Source organism: Enterococcus sp. 12C11_DIV0727, from assembly GCF_002148425.2.
In the GTDB taxonomy this organism is placed as follows: Bacteria; Bacillota; Bacilli; order Lactobacillales; family Enterococcaceae; genus Enterococcus_L; species Enterococcus_L lemimoniae.
The window spans coordinates 1,418,048-1,437,611 of record NZ_CP147248.1 but is presented as its reverse complement, the minus strand read 5'-3'; the positions used below and the strand labels follow the sequence as shown (position 1 = coordinate 1,437,611).

The window sequence follows — 19,564 nt, the reverse complement described above, 5'->3', positions numbered from 1 at the left end:
TAAAAAGGCAGTGATCTTGTATTATTCTTAACATTAGTTAAATGAATGTAATCGTTTCATGAAATAGCTTGTAAAAGTTTAGTAAATGTTTTACAATTAATTTACTAAAATGTATCAAGAGGTGATCACTGTGGAAAATGATTTACAAGAACTATTCTATTCTACATTTGGAATAGAGACCAATGAACTATTTTTTGCTCCTGGAAGAATCAACTTGATTGGGGAGCACACTGACTATAATGGCGGCCACGTTTTTCCAGCGGCAATTACGATTGGAACATATGGTGCTGTTAGGAAGCGGACCGATCAAGTTATTCGTTTTTATTCAGAGAATTTTTCAGAATTAGGGATTATCGAAGTAGCATTAACGGATCTAACCTACAAAAAAGCCGATGATTGGACGAATTATCCAAAAGGAATGATCCGATATTTAATAGAAGCAGGACACACTATCGATCAAGGTATGGATCTTCTTTTTTGGGGTACGATTCCAAATGGTGCGGGACTTTCATCATCCGCTTCAATTGAATTGTTAATGGGTGTTATCTTAAATGATCTATTTGATCTAGGGCTTAGTATGCTGGAGCTTGTGAAGACAGGAAAACGAGTGGAAAATCAATTCATCGGTGTCAACTCTGGAATCATGGATCAATTTGCAATTGGCATGGGGAAACAAGACCAAGCAATTTTATTAGATACAAACACGCTTGATTATGAATTAGTACCAGCAGAATTTGGTGAATATGTGATTGTGATCATGAATACGAATAAACGCAGAGAATTAGCAGATTCAAAATATAACGAGCGACGGGCGGAATGTGAATTAGCTTTGAGCCGCCTACAAACTGTGTTACCCATCAAGGCTTTGGGAGAACTGACAGAGGATTTGTTTGAAAAAAATAAAGAAATTATTGCAGATAAGGTGTTGATCAAGCGAGCAAAACATGCGGTGACTGAAAATCAGCGTACGATCAAAGCGAAGAATGCCTTATCGGATAATGATTTAACCTATTTTGGACAACTATTGAATGCTTCTCATGCATCTTTAAAAGATGATTATGAAGTAACGGGTATTGAACTTGATACATTAGTTATGGCAGCACAAAAACAGCAAGGAGTCATAGGTGCACGCATGACTGGGGCTGGTTTTGGTGGTTGTGCGATTGCTTTAGTCAAGGAAACTGAATTAGAGTTTTTTATTGAACAAGTTGGAAAAGTTTACAATGAGAAAATTGGCTACTCAGCAGATTTTTATATTGCAAACGTTGATGATGGAGCGAGAAAGCTGTAAAATAAGGAATACGAAAAAAAGATTTTGATCTTTGCTGTATTCAATTAGGAGGTAATAATATGTCAATTTTAGTTTTAGGTGGGGCAGGTTATATTGGCTCACACGCAGTAGACCAACTGATCAATAAAGGATACGAAGTGATTGTGATCGACAATCTACAAACAGGTCATAGACAATCAATTCATGAGAAAGCTAAATTCTATCAAGGTGATATTCGCGATAAAAAATTTATGCAAGATGTCTTTACAAAAGAAACAATCGATGGTGTGATTCATTTTGCTGCAAGTTCATTAGTTGGTGAGTCGGTAGAAAAGCCATTGGTCTATTTTAATAATAATGTTCACGGTACGCAAATTACGTTAGAAGTAATGGAAGAGTTCGGCGTGAAGCATATTGTATTTTCTTCAACTGCTGCAACGTATGGGGAGCCAAAAGAAATGCCAATTGTCGAAACAATGCCGACAAATCCAGAAAATCCCTATGGTGAAAGTAAATTAATGATGGAAAAAATGATGAAATGGTGTGATAAAGCCTATGGAATTCGTTACGTAGCTCTTCGTTATTTTAATGTAGCTGGGGCAAAATCTGATGCTTCGATTGGTGAAGATCATGATCCAGAGACGCATTTGATTCCGATTATTTTACAAACAGCTTTAGGACAAAGAGAATATCTAGGTATTTATGGTGAGGATTATGATACCCCGGATGGTACGTGTATTCGCGATTATGTTTATATTGAAGACCTGATTGCAGCTCATATAGCAGCTTTAGATTATTTACAAAAAGGAAATGAAAGTAACATTTTTAACTTAGGTAGCAATACAGGCTATTCAGTTAAAGAAATGTTGGAAGCAGCACGTGCCGTGACGGGCAAAGAAATACCAGCAAAAGTCTTGCCGCGGCGTCTAGGTGACCCAAGTAAACTAGTTGCTTCAAGTGAAAAAGCTAAGTTGGTTTTGGGCTGGGAGCCTCAAGTTACAGATATCAAACAGATCATCAAAACTGCTTGGGAATGGCATGTTAGTCATCCTAAAGGGTATGAGTAAGAAGTATTTTGCTTTGAAACATGCCAAGAAACACAACGAAGAAATGAGTTGATGTTGAATGCTCCTGTGATTACTCGTCGCACGAAAAGACTTGGTACAAGGTAACTGAAAGGAACGTTGCTTCCTTCTGTTATTCAGATGTTGAAAAGTACAAGGTGAAGCAAAGCGGAACGTTGTTACCATATGTTATCTAGCTTTACAGGCTAGTCTCTATGAAAAAAGATAAAATCTGCTCGTGACAAAAAGCGTCATAATCATATTTTCCTATTTTTCTACGAGCCTAAACGAGCCTGTTCAGCTTTTAACAGTATCTAGCTTTACAGGCTAGCCTTTCGGGAAAAGATAAAAATTGAATGAGACAAAGAACGCCTCAGTCAATTTTTCCTATTTTCCAGTCGAGACTGAACGAGCTCTTTCAGCTTTTAACAGTATCTAGCTACGCGGGCTAGCTCTTCGGAAAAAAGATAAAATCTAAATGAGGTAAAAAACACCTCAGTTAGAATTTCCTATTTTTCTGTCATAGCTGAACGAGCCTGCTACGCTTTTAACAGTATCTAGCTTCAAGAGCTAGTCTCTCGGGAAAAAGATAAAAATGGAAAGAGGCAAAGAACGCATCAGTCAATTTTTCCTATTTTCCAGTCGAGCCTGAACGAGCTCTTTCAGCTTTTAAATTTAGGAGGAATCGTTGTGTCAATTAGTCAAACTGTTACTGATTTTGTCACGTTAGCTATTCAAGCTGGTGGTTGGATGGAGTTGGATCGTCTTTATTTACAAAATCGGGTACTTGCAATGGTTGGTGAAGAGTCATTAGATCCTGTTTCTCCAGTGGTCGTGACTAAAACATCCTTGGAATTATTAGATGAGTTAGTCGAACAAGCTTTAAAAAACGGGGTTTTTCGAGAGGGATCAGCGGATTTAGAGATTTTTGAAGCACAATTGATGGATTTTTTAACACCACCACCTTCAGTTGTGAATGCACTTTTTGCCCAACATTATGAAAAAGATCCGGTCGATGCAACTGATTATTTCTATAAGTTAAGTAAAGAAAATAATTATATTAAGACACGGGCTATTGCTAAAAATATCATTTTTCCAGCAGAAACAGAGTATGGTCAATTAGAAATTACCATCAATTTATCCAGACCCGAAAAAGACCCAAAGCAAATTGCGGCAGCACGTCAAGCCACACAGGTAAATTATCCTAAGTGTGTTTTATGTATGGAAAATGAAGGGTATAAAGGTCGGACAAATTATCCGGCTAGAACGAATCATCGGATCATTCGAATGAACTTAGATGGAGAAAGTTGGGGATTTCAGTATTCACCATATGCTTACTATAATGAACATTCAATTATTCTGTCAGAGGAACATCGCCCTATGGTCATCTCAAAGGAAACATTTTATCGCTTAACTAGAATTATTGAAGTATTGCCACATTATTTTGTTGGTTCTAATGCAGATTTACCAATTGTAGGTGGTTCGATTTTGACCCATGATCATTATCAAGCAGGACGACATATCTTTCCGATGGAGAAAGCTCCGATCGAACAATATTTTGAGCTAAGCGATTTTCCATTGATGAATGCTGGGATCGTCAAATGGCCGATGTCTGTGATTCGCTTGCAAAGTCCTAATTCAGAAGACTTAGTTGAGGCAGCTGCCTTGATTTTAGATAAATGGCAACACTATTCTGATGAGGAAGTCTCAATTCGAGCTTTTTCAGAGGATGGAACACCGCATCATACGATTACACCAATTGCACGCCGCAAAGGTTCGTTATTTGAGATGGACTTGGTACTACGTGATAATAATGTTTCTGATGAACATCCAGATGGTATTTTTCATCCCCATCAAGAAGTTCAGCATATCAAAAAGGAAAATATTGGGTTGATCGAAGTGATGGGCTTAGCCGTATTACCGCCTCGTTTAAATGATGAACTTCAAGAAGTGGAAAAATATGTTTTAGAAAAAGAACATCATATTGCCGAGTATCATAAAGCCTGGGCAGATCAAATGAAGGAAAATTTTTCTTTTAATGAAGCCAATGCCAAAGAAATAATTCAAAAAGAGGTGGGGCAAATTTTCGCCCAGGTTTTAGCTGATGCTGGTGTTTATAAACGTACGATGGAAGGGCAAGCGGCCTTTAAACGTTTTATCGATAGTTTATAAAGAAGGGCTGGTGAAAACATGGCAACAATCAAAGACATCGCATCATTAGCAGGTGTTTCACCTGCAACAGTTTCTAGAGTGCTGAACTATGATCCGGATCTTTCTGTTGGCATTGAGACAAAGCAAAAAGTCTTTGAAGCGGCAGAAGAGTTAAACTATACAAAGCATAAAAAGGGTACAAAGACGGCTAAAGCAAAGATCCTATTCGTTCAGTGGTATGACGAAGTAGAAGAATTAGAAGACATTTACTATCTATCGATTCGTTTAGGGATTGAAAAAAAAGCTGAAGAGATGCGTATTGAATTAGTCAAACGATCCATGGAAGAATTAGAGCATGAAACTGCAGATGGGATTTTGGCTTTAGGAAAATTTGACAAAGCTGAAGCGGATTTTCTTTTTGACAAAAATCCTAATTTATTGTTTGTTGACTTTGATGCGCTTGATTTAGGGTATAATTCTCTAGTCATCGATTTTCAACAAAGCCTGTCGACTGTTTTGGCTTACTTAGCTCAACATGGACATCAAGAAATCGGTATACTTGCTGGAGAAGAGTATACTCGAGGAAGTCATGAATTACTTGAAGATAAACGATTGAAAATTTTTAAAGAGATTCTAGAACAAAAGGACTTGTTACATGAAGAGTATATTCTAAAGGCGCCATTCACTGTTAATAGTGGCTATGATGTGATGAAACAGTTTTTAAGTAGACAGCCACAAACATTTCCAACTGCTTTTTTTGCTTCTAGTGACGCACTTGCTGTGGGTGCCTTAAAAGCGATTCAAGAAGTTGGATTAAAAGTACCGGAAGATATTTCGGTGATTGGGTTCAATGATATCAGCGTAGCCAAATATGTTAGTCCACCGTTGACTACAATTAAGATCCATACAGAATGGATGGGTGAGCTGGCGATTGAAACGATATTGTCGATTATTTATGAACAAGCACCGATCGCAAGAAAAATCACGATTGCAACAGAATTGATCGAAAGAGCATCAACGAGGTGATGCTCTTTATTTTATTTATAGGCAATAACAAATAAATTGATATTATCATTGACACAGCTTTGAAGTGTGATTCGTTCACCACCACCTGTACCTACAGTAAGATCCCAATAGTCGGTTCCAGTTCCAACTTCAATGCCAGAATCATCCAATTGAAGTAAAGTTCGTACCGTATACGTTGTGGGGGTACCGTTTGCATCTGTCACAACGATTTGACTACCTGAGCCTAATGAAAAGACTGTTGAAAAAGCCCCAGGATTGTGACCAATAAAATGAGTATTTTGTCCATCATCCCCTGATTGAACAGCAGCACCTCCCCAGGTAGAAGCAACACCGCCAGGATTTGAATCGATTACGCTTTGACCACTCCCTTGACCGCCGTTTTGATAAGGAGTCGTTTGGCCGTTCATGGTGATTGTCATTGGGGAAGAGCTTGCCGCTACAGGTGCCACAGGTGTGGTTGCTACTTCGATTTGCGCTGGCTCAGCAAGTGCTGCTGGTTGTTCTGTCACCTGAGGTTCAGCTTGTGATGCAGCCGCAACCACAACAGGTTCACTTTTTGGAACAATCGTAAATGTTCTATCAGCCCCACCAAAATTGCCACTTGCATCAGTTACTGAATAATGGATTATTTGGGTGCCTAAAACAGAGGTATCTAGTGTTTTATCTGCAGATAATTTAGCAGTGAGGTCTCCATCTTTATTATCAGTTGCTGTGACTTCTTCATAGATGTTTATTTGGCTATTTTGTTCAACCGTTTCTTCTGGAGCGGAAGTAGTTGGCGCAATAGGATCTTTGGTCGTATTTACAGCAACTATTTTGTCATTGTTTTGCTTTTTCTTAGGTGTGACATTCTGTTTACTTAACTCTTTGTCAGTTGGAACGTTTTTTACTAAGGTAATGTTTGTTTTTTTCGGTTTAGCATTCAAACTGTTTGCACGACTGTAGGCATCGGTGAAAATAAAACCACCAATAAGTAAAAAAATGCTTAAAATGCTGATGAAACCAATAATGATCGTGTGTTTAATTGTGTTTTTTTTCATGTAGAATCCCTCCAAAAAATGTGGTGAGATTTTCCATTTATCGATAAATTTTAAATCCGCGTTTTTATATTTTTATAATAAGACCCAAGATTAAATAAACCAATTGAGTTGCGCTTTAGATTAATTCAAAAACCATGATAAAGATGTTATAATTGTTGTTAAATAAGGATTTCTTCAAAAAATTCTTAACTACTGGAAATTTTTGAAGAATTTAATAGAAAGTAAGAAAGAGGAGATAAAATGGAACGATTATTATCGCCATCTATGCATCGTAGAGTGTTGTTGTTGAATTTGTTAAATGGTCCAAATAGTTGGATTACATCCGATTATTTAGCTGAAAGTATCGATTGTTCAAAAAAAACAATCATGTTGGATTGTCAATACATAGAAGATCGCTGGCCCGATTATCTGACGATCGAGACCTCTAGAAAGCATGGAATCCGACTGATTGCTTCACCACACAGGTCGATCTATGATATTTACATTGAAATTATTCAAGAATCGAATGCATTCTCTTTGTTAGAATCGATCTTTTTTGAACCGATGCGGCCAGCTGTTTATTGGGAAAAAAAATTATTTTTAAGTAATTCTAGTTTATACCGCCTTTCAAATATAATCAGTTCGGCACTCAAAGATCGCAATATTCAGATGAGCCGATCTCCTTATTTTGTTCATGGAAAAGATGAGCGTCAGATTCGCTATTTTTTTACTTGCTATTTTATTGAAGTATATGGAATCCGAGAATGGCCATTTCATCTAGACCGTACAAAAGTTTTTACGTTGTCTAATAAGATCAATCAGAAATTTGCTCTAGAACTAAATGATAGCCAAATCGTTCACTTAGCGTATTCAATTGCGGTCACGATCATTCGCGAACGGCAAGGATTTTTGATTCAGGATAGAAAAGATCCAATCAATAGTTTTGTTAAAACAACGATCGATGTTAGAAAATATCAAGCGGATGTTGAAGAAATCGCAGAACCTTTAAATGTGGTATTGCCTGATAATTGGTATGAAGATTTCTGTTATTCTATTTTTTGGTGGGATTTTGGTTGGGACAATGAACAAGAAAAAGTGAATGTTATCTATCAAGCAGAGAATCTAGTCAAAACGATTAAAGAGGCACTGTCTATTTCTATCTCAGAACAAAGTAATATAAGCATTATCCGTTTGATCGAGTACCTCTACGCAAAACACAAGATGTTTCCTTATAAAAAATTTATTGTATATGATCGTTACTTATATTCAAGCCGGGCAATCAAACAAAATTTCATCGTTTTTACAGCTGTCGTTACGAAAGCTTTAGGAGTATTGGAAGCAAAAATGAAATTTCCTTGGCAATCAATGTACTTAGATGGTATTCTTCATGAAATGGCGATTCGTTGGCAGGATCTCAGTAAATTGACAGATGAGATGAGACGTCAATTATCTGTTTTGGTGTTAAGCGATCTAGGTAAAGAACATGCACAGTTTTTAAGTTCTGTTTTAAAAGAAAATTTCCGGAACAAGGTCAACCTATCGGTTCAAGAAAACCATTTTTATGATCAATTGGTGAATAACGTTGATCAACAATATGACTTATATGTATCAAATTATGCACTTGAAACGATAGATGAAAAAATCAACATGATCGTTGAAGATATTCCTTCATTCAAGAATATAACGGATCTACGAAAGTATATTGATAAAAGACGACTGGTCTTACCCAAAGATATTGCCTATTTAAATGCTTAAACTGTTATTTTTTGTTTGTTGTTTTGGTCTATTATTTTTTTTAAAATTAAAATAAAGATTGTCATTTAATAAAAAGTAATGCTATACTAAAAAAGTATTATTAATTTTAAAGGAGAGAATTATGAAAAAGAAAGCTTACAGAAACACACCTGCATTTGTCTTTCTAAGTTGGGGATCATTTGCCTTTTTCGTGGCATTGATGTTGATTGGTTTGTACACCTTAAAAGAACCTTTGATGGTTAAAGGGTATTATTTGATGGGATCAGTTGGCTTGATTTCTACGTCATTTACACTTTCAAAAGTGATCAGAGATAATCAAGAAGATGAAGAACGTTATAATCAAATGTTCCGTGTGATGGACGGACCCACTAAAAATGAAGAAACAGATACACATATCTAATTTGTTTTAGAAAGTTCTGACGAGAGTTAGGGCTTTTTTTTTTACTATTTTTTAATGAGTTTGCTTTTTTTAATGCCTTATCCATAAAAATCACGTATAATAGAAGATAGTGAAATTTCGAGGGAGGGGTAAATTATGGCTTATCAAGCTTTGTATCGTGTCTGGCGTTCACAGCGTTTTGATGACGTTGTTGGACAAAAAGCAATTACGCAGACATTAAAAAATGCGATTATACAAAAGAAAACCTCGCATGCCTATCTGTTTACCGGTCCAAGAGGAACAGGGAAAACAAGTGCGGCGAAAATTTTTGCTAAAGCAATCAACTGTAAACATAGTGTAGATGGGGAACCATGTAATGAATGTGAGACGTGTATTGCAATCACTGAAGGACGTTTGAACGATGTCATTGAGATCGATGCAGCCAGTAATAATGGTGTTGAAGAAATTCGTGATATTCGCGATAAAGCCAAATATGCACCCACACAAGCTGACTATAAAGTCTATATCATCGATGAAGTACATATGTTGTCGACAGGTGCGTTTAACGCATTACTAAAAACATTAGAAGAGCCGCCGCAAAATGTTATTTTTATCTTAGCGACGACTGAACCGCATAAGATTCCATTGACGATTATTTCAAGAACGCAACGGTTTGATTTTAAACGCATCAGCACACAAGATATTGTTGATCATTTAGGGTATATTTTAAAGCAAATTGATATTGAGTTTGAAGAACAGGCTTTATATGTGATTGGCCGAGCAGCTGAAGGTGGGATGCGGGATGCTTTGAGTATCTTGGATCAAACGATTTCATTTAGTGATGAAAAAGTTACCCTGACAGACGCAATGCAAGTCACCGGTAGTCTAACATACGAAATGATGGATCAGTATATTTCGAGCTGTGTAACAGGTGATGTGGAGCAAGCCTTAGAAATATTAGAATCGATTCTTAGTTCGGGTAAGGAAGCTAGACGCTTTTTAGAAGATTTGTTGTTATATTGCCGTGATTTACTGATGTTTCAACAAGCACCAAATTTATTAGCGGAAAAAGTTGGAAATTTGACTGAGAATTTCAAAAACTTAGCGGGACAGACTGCTGCTGAAAAAATTTATCAAATGATCCAAATTTTAAGTGATACTCAAAATGATATTCGTTTTACCAATAATGCTAATATTTATCTTGAAGTAGCAACTGTTAAGTTGGCAAAATCTGTTAAAAAACCGGTAGAGATTTCCAATGGGGCACAACCAATTGCGACAGCTGAGATCACTACTTTACAACAACAGATCGAACAGCTACAAAAAGAATTAACTGAATTGAAGAAAAATGGTGTCACGGCTAAAGAAGCTGAACCGATTAAACCAACAAGAGCAACTAATAGCAAAAATGCCCTAAGGATCCCGACAGAGTTAGTATACAAAGTACTGAATGAAGCGACGAAAGATCATTTACTGAATGTCAAAAATGTCTGGGAAGATTTATTGCAAATGATGTCTGTGACTCAACGAGCGATGTTAAAAGCAAGTGAACCGGTGGCCGCTAGTCCTAAGGGAATAGTAATTGCTTTTGAGTATGAAATCGTCTGTGGTCGTGCCATGGAAGATGAAGAAATGCAGTTGGCTGTTCACAATAATTTAAGCCGTTTGGTCAATAATTATGCACCAGATATGGTTTGTATCACGAAGGAAAGCTGGCCCAAATTACGGCAGTCCTTTATTAGCCAAAACAAAGATACTCAAGGAGATTCAACAACTGCTGAACAACCCATCAATAATGAAGATAATCATTTATTAGAAGATGAAGAACCAGCACAAGAAGTCAATAACCAAGTAGTAGACGAAGCAATCGCGATGTTTGGCGAAGCGCTTGTTGAAGTAATAAACGATTAAGAGGAGACGGTAGTTATGATGCGAGGCATGGGAAATATGCAAGGGATGATGAAACAAGTTCAAAAAATGCAAAAAGATATGGAAAAGGCACAAGCGGAATTAAATGTTAGAGAATTTGTTGGTGAAGCAACAAACCAATTAGTAACAGCAACGTTTACTGGTGATCGTAAAATGAAAGACATCTCTATCAAAGAAGATGTTGTGGACCCAGAAGATGTAGAAATGCTGCAAGATTTAGTGATCATGGCGGTCAATGATGCATTGACGAAGGTAGAAAAAGAAACAGAAGCTACGATGGGAAAATATGCTAAAGGAATGCCAGGATTCTAAAAAAAATCTATTAATAAATAATAGAGCTAGAGATAATCATTGAATTTTTCAGTGACTGTCTTTAGCTTTTTTTATGAGGTTAGAAATAAAAGTTGACATTCTTAGTGCGTTTAAATAAATGAGTATAAACAATTTTTTATCGATCTTTATGTTATGATTATTTTATATTTAAAAACTAATATTTCATTATAAGTAATTTTTTTATATGTTATTATCTTTTTAAAAAAATAAAAGGGGATTTAGTATGAAAAATATTAATTATAATCAAGTTGTAAATACTCGGAAGTTACACGTCATTGAAGAAAATTTTGAACCTATTTTTTATTTAAAAGAATATCCAATGCCAACAAAAGAATATACACCATCTGAATATGATGATTATAAATACATCAATGGATTAAAAAAATCAGGTAAGTCTTTTTTTAGTAATCGAGCAAAATATAATCAGGCAAAAAAATTTTGAAAGTGTAGGCGGCCTGAAAAGATATGTGGAAGATATTAATGCCGTAATTAAAAAAATAGTGAGTCAATCATAGTAACGTGCATCCCTAGTTCAAAAATTAAAAAAAAGAATATTGTATCACGAGTGGTCGGTCAGTTGTCAGCGGAGTATGAGGAGAAATTTTAAAATGGAAAATCTTTGTTTAAGAAAATAGAAGATGAAGAAGCAGCACATGAAGTTTCTGGTACAGTAAATAGAAATTATAAAAAACATTATAATTCTTGGGAAAAAGGTCAAAAGATTCCAGATGAAGATAAGAATAAAATAGTTCTTGTAATCGATGATGTTGTTACTACCGGAAGCTCATTTTACGCAGCTCATAAACATTTGACTGATTTAGGATTCACGAAAATCATCTATTTTGCATATGGAAGGACGCAAAATAATAGTTGTCTAAGAGGAGAAGTGAAGCCAAAAACGCAAATCAATCAGCCAATAGATGCTATTATTTTTGACGTGGATCAAACACTGATAGACTCGATAAAATCTCATGAGTATAAATTTGAAGGACAAGGAAACAGTATCCTGCTGCAAAAAATGAACCTAGGAAAATTTCAAGTATATGAAGGAATAAAAGAAATGATTTCATATGTAATCAATGAGATGCAAATACCAATTATTTTTGTAACAAACCGGGATCCCCGTCTAAATACTTTATTAACATAGATGAAATTGATTGTCTGTTATCGTATAATGATGCAATATTGAGTGGAAAAAAACTATGCAAACCGTCAAATTATCTGATAGAGGTAGCGATAGAAAAACTAAAAAAACTTACCAATAATAATGATAAGTTACGTATTATTGGAATAGGAAACTCTGAATATGATATCATGGCTTATAATAAATCGGGTATTGAATCTGTTTTGGTAAATTGGGGAAATAGATCAAACTGTCAAAACCAATTTAATGCAGACTATGTGTATGCAGAAGTAGTGGAGCTTATTAAATTTTTAAAAAAAGAATAATAGGAGGCGACTAACTTTGAATAATCTAACTCAAATAATAATAGCCTTACTGGATTTCAAAGGTATTGGACCTAAGGCAATCATTACGTTTTTAGGTGAAATAAAAATTAATAATGAAACCATTATTTACCAAGAAGTTTCTAAAACAAATGTTACAGCAATAAAAACAGCAATAAATAATAAAGTGCTAACACCTTTAACTTGGGAGCAAGCGCTAAAAAAAGCAAATGATTTGATAAACGAAAGCGTTAGTAAAAAAATAAAAATAATAAATTTTTGTGATGATTTTTATCCAAAAAAAATCAAAAATTAAAAAAATTATCCAATTCTAGTGTATGCTAAAGGAAATGTGGATTTATTAAATTATGAAAAATCCGTTGCGATTAAAGGGACAAGGTACCCATCTGAATTTGGTGAGAAAATGGGCATTAGAGTATCTAAACTACTTGCCAAAAGAAATTGCTCAATAGTCAGTGGTTTAGCTAAAGGAATAGATACGTGCGCACATAAGGGAGCCTTAGACGTTGCAGGTAAAACAATTGCTGTACTAGCTCACGGTTTAGATAAACCTGTCTATCCGAAAGAAAACAGAAACTTGGTTAAAGAAATATTGAATTCTGGCGGGCTGTTAATTTCTACCTATCCTAATGGTAGAAAGTTGATACCACAATTTTTAGCAGCAAGAGACGAATGGCAGAGCAGTCTAAGCGATGGAATTATTGTTATAGAGACTGGTATCCAGGATGGAACCAATATTACAATTGGTCATGCACTCAAACAAAATAGACCTGTTGGTATAATAGATCACAAACAATTAAAAAATGGAGAGCTGTCATTTATAAAGCAAGCACAAGGAAATTTAAAATATATTTCTGAAAATAAAGCTTATCCACTATATACCGAGAAAAGCATTAGAGAATTTGAGAACAAATTAAAAGAAATCGCGTGAGAAAATAGTCCAAAATCAATTAGATACAAATGGAAATAAAAACGAAGCTGAAAATATTCAAATTGAGTTGTTATAAATTATTTTATTTCTGTTGTGTAACGTTTAAAGGAGTTATTAGTGATATACTAAGTACTGAAATTAATAATTACTATATTGAATTTCAATACTAGGTTTGTTACTCTTTGTATTGCTTTAATGAATAAAATAAGTCATAAAGACTTATTATGAAAGGATAATTCTAGTATGTATTATCCAGAACCTATAAGTAATCAAGAATAGTTAATATGCGTTTGTGCTACAAAGCTTGATATTACTGGACTTTCAATTTCTGTAGTTATATCCAAAAAGTTTAAAAAGGTACTTTTGTTACCGTTTTTGTTACTGCCCCATGTAAAAATAGAATTAGAAAACCTTTTAACGTTTGAGTAATACTATTAACCATTTTTTATACTAATTTTAAACTGTTTACATGATTAATTATTATTACAGAAATAAATTACAATTACTTATTGACGGGTTACAATTTTGGAGGGATTTTTTTGAAATTAACTAAATTTGAGCATGATTCATTCTATAGTGAAGCGTTGGAGTATTGGTATGAAGAGTGGATGTTTTTTTCAGATAAAGTAAAAGCTGGTAATTTAGGAATTGAAATAGTCAATATTAGAGTTATATTATTAGATATAATAAATGAGTATGAACTAAATAAGTTTAAAAGTGATAGAAATCGCAAAATTTATATAGAATTAGTCAATAGGCTTATTAAAAAAACGCATATAAAAAAGTATATAGATGAATTAATTATTTTGAAAGACGCTATGGAGAAAAAAGATTCAAGAAATACATATGTCTTTGCAAAATTAATATCTAATAAAATTTCTGAAGAAAACTTTGGTCAAATTTTATTTGATGACTTGTTAGTTATCCTTAAAAGTAAGGTCTTTTCAAAGTCAGTAAGAGAAGATATTAATAATATAACAAAAGATTTGATTATAGATTTAGTGACATTTGGTGTGGATGTAGAAGACATCAAGAAGATGCTGTTAGAGGTATTTGAAACTTATTTTTATAGTAAAGAAGAAGTTTATATTACTTTTAAATATGTTCCAAAAGGACTAACCAAAGAAGAAAGCATCTCATATATTGATGATTTAAGTATAAGTGAAAGATTGGAATTATTCAGAAGTAAGCTTAAAGTAAGTAAGACTGACTATCTTTTTATTTTTCCTGTATGGGGATTAATTGCGCCGCATTTTGGTGAAAATGATAATCAAATATTTTCATTAAATGTATATGATCCACTTAATGAAAAGAAATTCCCCGATAATGATCATTTTGACGAGACTTTTAAAATTAAAAAAAGTGAAGGCAAAGAGGCGGATGATTTTAAATCAATTAGTAGATGCAATGTTGCGATTAAAGTAAATTCAGTTTCTAAAAAAGCAGCTATGAAAAGTGCGGAAGAAAAATATTCAATTTTTTTAAGTTTTCTTAATTTTAATTTTGCGGATAAGCATAAAGAGTATTATTGGGATGGGCAGTATATTGGAAAAGAAATTGGCGAAAAAGAAAGTGGATATGGTGTTGTGTCCTTTGGTATTGAAGATGATAAAAATTTTAGAAGAAATATATCTCGCAGTAACCCTAGCATATTAATTAAGGAGAAAAATAACGAAATTAGAAAGTATTATAAAGTAATTGATTCCCTTGAAAAAAGAGACATGTTTTTGGAAGCTAATACAATTACTAATGTTATTAAGTTAATGTCTAAGTCAATCTGGGAATCCGAGGAACATAAGTTATTAAATTATTGGATTTGCATTGAAAGTTTAGCAAATATATGTAAACCACTTGAAATGACTAATATTACGTTTATTAAAAAAGCTATGTCCAATATGTATTTACTTTCGGAACAGTATAATCTGGTACATGATTTATTTTATATAACAGAAAGATATGGACGTAGTTTTTATTCTAAAGATAAGTATACAAAAATACCAGATGAGTTTATGGATTACACGGGAATTAATAGTTTTCGCTCCAAGGGAATAGTATCTTTAAATAAATTCTATGAACGTATGAGTGATTTACTAAACTATACAACAAAAGATAATTTCCTAGATAAGATTAATGATACGATTAACTTTTATAATAATAATAAGGTAGCTTTGGGAAGGATTCAAAGTAAGGAAGAAGAAGTCATATTGACTATTGATTATATATATAAATCTAGAAATCAAATTGTTCATAATGGATATGTTGCGAAATATTTAATTCCATACTTGGTAAGGTTTGCAGAGGGATATGCAGAATCATTTTTTTCAGAAGTATTAAAAATATATAATGATGAAGAATTTGATCTCCCAAGCTACTTTATGAAAGAGCAATTTGAAGCTACTCTTTTGAAAAAGAAACTATCAAATAAAGAATTTTATACTATTTGGAAAAATAATTAGTTTTGTTGTTTGACTTTAAAATAAGTATAATCATGATTTTATCTGAGTTCAGAACTAGTAACGGATAAGTTGAAAATACCGTAAAATAAGTGTTTCTATCAATCTTGTTTTGTGCAAATAAACATAAATAAGACCTACTGTTCTCACGAATGTTTTCAGTAGGTTTTTTTGTCGTATAAATTTAAGTAAATAAATAGAGAATGAAAGAATGTTAGCTCTATTGTTAATGTCTAGAATTTTTTGAATCGATTTTCAAAGTAATAACTGTTTGAAGAAGAAACTAGAAGTTTATATTACATAAAAGCAATTAAATTATCAAGTTGTTTACGAAATGGATAATATATTGATAAAAATAAAACTCATATTGTGGTAAAATAAAATTGCAATTAATTATATTATAGAGGAGAGAGAAAAATGGCTGGAGATCGTATTAAATTATCACCACAAGAGTTACGCACGTCTGCTACTAAATACACAGATGGTTCACAACAAGTTCAGGATATTCTACAAAAATTACAATCCGAACAAGATACTATTCAGGGAAATTGGGAAGGTAGTGGTTTTGATAGCTTTAATGATCAATTTACTGCTTTAAAGCCTAAAGTTACTGAGTTTGCAGAGTTGTTAGATCAAATCAATAAACAATTAAACGAAGTAGCGAATATTGTAGAAGAAACAGATCAAAATATTTCTTCTGCAATTGGACGTGGACTATAGAAAATTGAAATAGAGAAAGCTATAAGCTTTTTCTATTTTTGTACATAAGTTTAAAGGAGTGATAAAAGTGTCTGATACTATAAGCAATGATGGTGCTAGGGCGCAACAGTTAGCAACAGGAATCAGTCTGGCTATTCAACAGATAAATCAACATACCATAACTACGGCTGATCAGACAACGGTTCAAGGTAACAGTTCAGCGAAATCTAGTGCAGAATCTGGTAATGAAATTGTTTCTGCATTTAAACAAGCACTATTAAATGATTTAGGTAATTTAAAAAGTGTTGCTAATGAATTTGAAGCGATGAATCAAAACATTGCCAATGTTGTTTATCCTTCTTTTACTAGATGAGGAGTTTCTTTATGACAGATAAATTTGATAGGATAGTTAGAGAAAGACAAGAAATCTCTGATCAAATATTTGAATGTGAAAAAGCTCAAAGGGATTTAGAAAACTTTGAAGAGAGAATAGATAATATTTTCAGAAAAAACCAAAACTTGTTTTTTGAAATGGAAAGTTTGTATTCAGTCGGAGAGTTGAATTATATGTCCGCAGATTTGACACTTGAATTGAATAGAGGAAGACAACAGGTTTTTAATGCAATAGAAAATCAGAATGAAGAAATAAAGAACAATCGATATTCTTTAGAAGATAAAGAATCTGAACTATATTATGAACAAATGCGGTTAAGTGAGGAGGATAGTTAATGGGGGTTGATTTTTTTATTCCAGAAGTGCAAGGACAAAAAACAAGTGTTGAAAGTATGTGTACAGATTACATAGCTAATATGGAATCCATTAAGGGAGCGTTAGCCGAATTTATAGCAGATACTGAATTAAAAGGTTCAGCATATAGTTCAGCTAAAAGCTACTTTTCACAAGTGTACCTTCCTTTGGCAAATGGTATTATTTTAGTATGTGAATCAATTAAGTCTGCTCATGAGAAATTTGTAAGTCAATATTTGTCAGATGTTGATGGAAACAGCTTACAGTCAGATATTTTGGAAGAGCAAATAAGAGCAATGCAGAGTACTATCGATGATTTGACAACAGAATTATCTAATATTGCCAAAAATCCTGAAGACTTTAGACCAGGGTTAGCACACAGTATTGGTGTAAATCAGTCAGCTAAGCAAGTTTTGCAAGAAAAGCTTAATAAGTTGCTTGCGTTTGATGGAAGTTCTGCAACAATTTTTTCTGAAATAAATAGTGCTCTGTCTTCGGTTCAACAAGGTATGGCTCAAGCTACTAGCGGAAATGGGTGGGACGCTAAAACAGGAACTTTTTCAACAGCTAAGTTAAACATGGATTGGACTAAATCTATTAATGATCAATTTAGTAATAGAGTTGAAAAGCAGTTGTCAGATTTACTTGTAGGGTATCCAGAATTATCACAAGATGCTATTGAAAAAATTCTAAAATTAATGGCACAAAATCAAGATATGGATGTTCCAGACAGTGTTCTAGATAAAATAGTAACATTTTTCTCGAATATTGGTGAAGGAATTGGTCAGGGTTATACGTATATAACAAGTGAAATTAAATTTTCAGATATTTTATTGTCTGCTGCTGAAAGCTTCGGTGGTGCAGTATTTAGGTATTCACTTGGTCAAGGAATCGCTGGTCCTGCTGGTCCTAATAGCTTCATTCTACTGTCAGAATCTTTAGCTAACACAAGTAGATGGGGCTCTAATCTGGCGAAGAATGCAAGTAGAGCTAGTTTGGTATTGGCTGGAGTGGCAACATTATATGGCATATATGATGATGTCAAAAATAACGGAAAAACAATAGGACAAGGAATCACACATAATGCAACTGGAACAGCATTGACAGTTGGAGGTTCAATGTTAGTAGGTGCTTTGGTTAGCTCTAACCCGATTGGTTGGGGATTTGCTGCGGGTATTGCAATCGGTGCAGGGTTTAATTGGGCTTATGATAACAACTTCCTAGGTTTACAAGACAAATTAGACTGGGCAGGTAGCAAAATTGATGATGCCGTTAGTTGGACTGGTGATAAAATTAGTGATGGTCTGGACTGGGCAGGAGATAAGATTAATGATTTAGGAGATAGTATTTCTGGTGCATTAGATTGGATAAACCCATTTTAGATAGAGGTGATAATAATTAATAAAGTTGATACAAAGTATATGCGTTATAAACTGATTGAAAGAGATGGAAGTTGGTTTGTAGTAGATGTATTTAGTAATTTTCTAATCTATATTTTGCCAGTTTTTCGTTGGGTAATTCCTTTTAAAGCATATGAAATAAATATGGAACAGTTGAATGTAATTAATACTAATACCAAAAAAAAGTTAACTAATTTGTGGTTAGTACCGATGTTTGCTACTGCCGTTATTGTATCTAGAGTATTGAGTGATTTGATGCAAGACTTTGTTATTTACAGTTTATCAGCGATAGAGTCAATAATATTTTTAGCGATTATAACAATTGGTGTGCTGAGTTTTAAAATATTTAAAGGTATGCGAGAACAGCAAGCATTTGATTCAGTTTTTGTAAATAATACGTATCCATTAAAAATATTCGAGTTCTCAGTTGAGTTTAAAACTGTAAATAGGTCATATTTATTATTAATGATTTCAGTTCAAGTGATTTTTTATATATTATTGTTGTTGTTTTGTTATATTTCACTAATATCACCTAGTGTATTTTCTTATGGATTGTTTGCTCTTAGTTTGATTTTGAATTTATTTATTTCAACTAATATTAAACTACCAAATACAATACGCTATAATTTGAAGGAGGTTAAATAATGTTACCAATAGGTTCAATTGTTTATTTAAAAGAGGGTAGAGTAAAAATTATGATAGAAAATAGATATCCTTTGGTCAATTTAAAAGATGAGAAAGTATATTTTGATTATACAGGGTCTAAGTATCCAGAAGGATTAGATCCTAAACAGGTCATATACTTTAATAAAGAAAATATAGATACGGTAGTGCATGAAGGATATCATGATGAAGATGATGAGAGGTATTTATCAATAGTAGAACAAAAAGTTAGTGAAGGAACTTATAAAAAAGCGGAAGTGACTGGTGCTGCTAAATAA

21 protein-coding genes are annotated in these 19,564 nt (G+C 33.6%); 20 read left to right on the top strand and 1 reads right to left on the bottom strand.

Going from position 1 to position 19,564, the window contains the following annotated elements; all coding sequences use genetic code 11:
* Positions 1–130: 130 nt before the first annotated feature.
* From A5866_RS06905 to A5866_RS06890, 4 genes are all read left to right on the top strand, one after another.
* Positions 131–1,291, top strand: a complete 1,161-nt coding sequence (locus A5866_RS06905; RefSeq protein ID WP_254907526.1) for a galactokinase — start codon at positions 131–133, stop codon at positions 1,289–1,291.
* A 59-nt stretch (positions 1,292–1,350) separates the two neighbouring features.
* A complete protein-coding gene (gene galE / locus A5866_RS06900; protein ID WP_086443988.1) occupies positions 1,351–2,337 on the top strand; it encodes a UDP-glucose 4-epimerase GalE in 987 nt (328 codons plus the stop codon).
* 687 nt (positions 2,338–3,024) lie between these two features.
* A complete protein-coding gene (gene galT, locus A5866_RS06895) occupies positions 3,025–4,506 on the top strand; it encodes a UDP-glucose--hexose-1-phosphate uridylyltransferase (RefSeq protein WP_086443989.1) in 1,482 nt (493 codons plus the stop codon).
* An 18-nt stretch (positions 4,507–4,524) separates the two neighbouring features.
* Positions 4,525–5,511 (top strand): LacI family DNA-binding transcriptional regulator, encoded by a 987-nt coding sequence (locus tag A5866_RS06890; RefSeq protein ID WP_086278718.1) that lies wholly within the window; start codon positions 4,525–4,527, stop codon positions 5,509–5,511.
* Between the two features lie 11 nt (positions 5,512–5,522).
* On the opposite strand, the gene A5866_RS06885 is transcribed toward A5866_RS06890, so the two are convergent.
* Positions 5,523–6,551: an immunoglobulin-like domain-containing protein gene (locus tag A5866_RS06885; protein ID WP_086443990.1), complete on the bottom strand. Its 1,029-nt coding sequence runs from the start codon at positions 6,549–6,551 to the stop codon at positions 5,523–5,525.
* 240 nt (positions 6,552–6,791) lie between these two features.
* Here A5866_RS06885 and A5866_RS06880 point away from each other — a divergent pair, with 240 nt between their 5' ends.
* The 16 genes from A5866_RS06880 (at position 6,792) to A5866_RS06805 (ending at position 19,564) form a co-directional block, all read left to right on the top strand.
* Positions 6,792–8,285 carry a helix-turn-helix domain-containing protein gene (locus tag A5866_RS06880; RefSeq protein WP_086278720.1) on the top strand — a complete coding sequence of 498 codons (1,494 nt, stop codon included), beginning with the start codon at positions 6,792–6,794 and terminating at the stop codon, positions 8,283–8,285.
* 121 nt (positions 8,286–8,406) lie between these two features.
* A complete protein-coding gene (locus A5866_RS06875) occupies positions 8,407–8,685 on the top strand; it encodes a YiaA/YiaB family inner membrane protein (RefSeq protein WP_086443991.1) in 279 nt (92 codons plus the stop codon).
* A 135-nt stretch (positions 8,686–8,820) separates the two neighbouring features.
* On the top strand, positions 8,821–10,575 hold the full coding sequence (gene dnaX / locus A5866_RS06870) for a DNA polymerase III subunit gamma/tau (protein WP_086443992.1): 1,755 nt from the start codon (positions 8,821–8,823) through the stop codon (positions 10,573–10,575).
* Positions 10,576–10,590: 15 nt separating this feature from the next.
* Entirely contained in the window at positions 10,591–10,905 is a 315-nt protein-coding gene (locus tag A5866_RS06865; protein WP_010760514.1) for a YbaB/EbfC family nucleoid-associated protein, read from the top strand.
* A gap of 244 nt (positions 10,906–11,149) precedes the next feature.
* Positions 11,150–11,368 (top strand): hypothetical protein, encoded by a 219-nt coding sequence (locus A5866_RS06860; protein WP_086443993.1) that lies wholly within the window; start codon positions 11,150–11,152, stop codon positions 11,366–11,368.
* 177 nt (positions 11,369–11,545) lie between these two features.
* A complete protein-coding gene (locus A5866_RS06855; protein ID WP_086443994.1) occupies positions 11,546–12,073 on the top strand; it encodes a hypothetical protein in 528 nt (175 codons plus the stop codon).
* A 38-nt stretch (positions 12,074–12,111) separates the two neighbouring features.
* The gene (locus tag A5866_RS06850) at positions 12,112–12,375 is read left to right on the top strand and encodes an HAD family hydrolase (protein WP_086443995.1); all 264 of its coding nucleotides are present in this window, start codon (positions 12,112–12,114) and stop codon (positions 12,373–12,375) included.
* A gap of 16 nt (positions 12,376–12,391) precedes the next feature.
* Entirely contained in the window at positions 12,392–12,688 is a 297-nt protein-coding gene (locus tag A5866_RS06845; RefSeq protein WP_086443996.1) for a hypothetical protein, read from the top strand.
* A 12-nt stretch (positions 12,689–12,700) separates the two neighbouring features.
* The gene (locus A5866_RS06840) at positions 12,701–13,324 is read left to right on the top strand and encodes a DNA-processing protein DprA (protein WP_086443997.1); all 624 of its coding nucleotides are present in this window, start codon (positions 12,701–12,703) and stop codon (positions 13,322–13,324) included.
* Positions 13,325–13,863: 539 nt separating this feature from the next.
* A complete protein-coding gene (locus A5866_RS06835; RefSeq protein WP_339099759.1) occupies positions 13,864–15,780 on the top strand; it encodes a hypothetical protein in 1,917 nt (638 codons plus the stop codon).
* A gap of 414 nt (positions 15,781–16,194) precedes the next feature.
* Positions 16,195–16,497 (top strand): WXG100 family type VII secretion target, encoded by a 303-nt coding sequence (locus tag A5866_RS06830; RefSeq protein WP_086443998.1) that lies wholly within the window; start codon positions 16,195–16,197, stop codon positions 16,495–16,497.
* A 67-nt stretch (positions 16,498–16,564) separates the two neighbouring features.
* Complete coding sequence (locus A5866_RS06825; RefSeq protein WP_176332535.1) at positions 16,565–16,849, top strand: TIGR04197 family type VII secretion effector; 285 nt, start codon at positions 16,565–16,567, stop codon at positions 16,847–16,849.
* Positions 16,850–16,860: 11 nt separating this feature from the next.
* Positions 16,861–17,205 (top strand): DUF3958 family protein, encoded by a 345-nt coding sequence (locus A5866_RS06820; protein WP_086444000.1) that lies wholly within the window; start codon positions 16,861–16,863, stop codon positions 17,203–17,205.
* Positions 17,205–18,605, top strand: coding sequence for a T7SS effector LXG polymorphic toxin (locus tag A5866_RS06815; RefSeq protein ID WP_086444001.1), 1,401 nt, complete (start codon positions 17,205–17,207; stop codon positions 18,603–18,605). Before A5866_RS06820 ends, A5866_RS06815 begins: the two co-directional genes overlap by 1 nt.
* Before the next feature lie 6 nt (positions 18,606–18,611).
* Complete coding sequence (locus A5866_RS06810) at positions 18,612–19,268, top strand: DUF443 family protein (RefSeq protein WP_339099758.1); 657 nt, start codon at positions 18,612–18,614, stop codon at positions 19,266–19,268.
* Positions 19,265–19,564, top strand: coding sequence for a DUF4176 domain-containing protein (locus tag A5866_RS06805; RefSeq protein WP_086444003.1), 300 nt, complete (start codon positions 19,265–19,267; stop codon positions 19,562–19,564). Before A5866_RS06810 ends, A5866_RS06805 begins: the two co-directional genes overlap by 4 nt.

Bases quoted from the DNA above. Each gene is read 5' to 3' on its own strand.
- A5866_RS06820 (WP_086444000.1), top strand. From the start codon at position 16,861: ATGACAGATAAATTTGATAGGATAGTTAGAGAAAGACAAGAAATCTCT.
- galE (WP_086443988.1), top strand. From the start codon at position 1,351: ATGTCAATTTTAGTTTTAGGTGGGGCAGGTTATATTGGCTCACACGCA.
- dnaX (WP_086443992.1), top strand. From the start codon at position 8,821: ATGGCTTATCAAGCTTTGTATCGTGTCTGGCGTTCACAGCGTTTTGAT.
- A5866_RS06815 (WP_086444001.1), top strand. From the start codon at position 17,205: ATGGGGGTTGATTTTTTTATTCCAGAAGTGCAAGGACAAAAAACAAGT.
- A5866_RS06875 (WP_086443991.1), top strand. From the start codon at position 8,407: ATGAAAAAGAAAGCTTACAGAAACACACCTGCATTTGTCTTTCTAAGT.
- A5866_RS06865 (WP_010760514.1), top strand. From the start codon at position 10,591: ATGATGCGAGGCATGGGAAATATGCAAGGGATGATGAAACAAGTTCAA.
- A5866_RS06860 (WP_086443993.1), top strand. From the start codon at position 11,150: ATGAAAAATATTAATTATAATCAAGTTGTAAATACTCGGAAGTTACAC.
- A5866_RS06890 (WP_086278718.1), top strand. From the start codon at position 4,525: ATGGCAACAATCAAAGACATCGCATCATTAGCAGGTGTTTCACCTGCA.
- A5866_RS06885 (WP_086443990.1), bottom strand. From the start codon at position 6,551: ATGAAAAAAAACACAATTAAACACACGATCATTATTGGTTTCATCAGC.
- A5866_RS06880 (WP_086278720.1), top strand. From the start codon at position 6,792: ATGGAACGATTATTATCGCCATCTATGCATCGTAGAGTGTTGTTGTTG.
- A5866_RS06830 (WP_086443998.1), top strand. From the start codon at position 16,195: ATGGCTGGAGATCGTATTAAATTATCACCACAAGAGTTACGCACGTCT.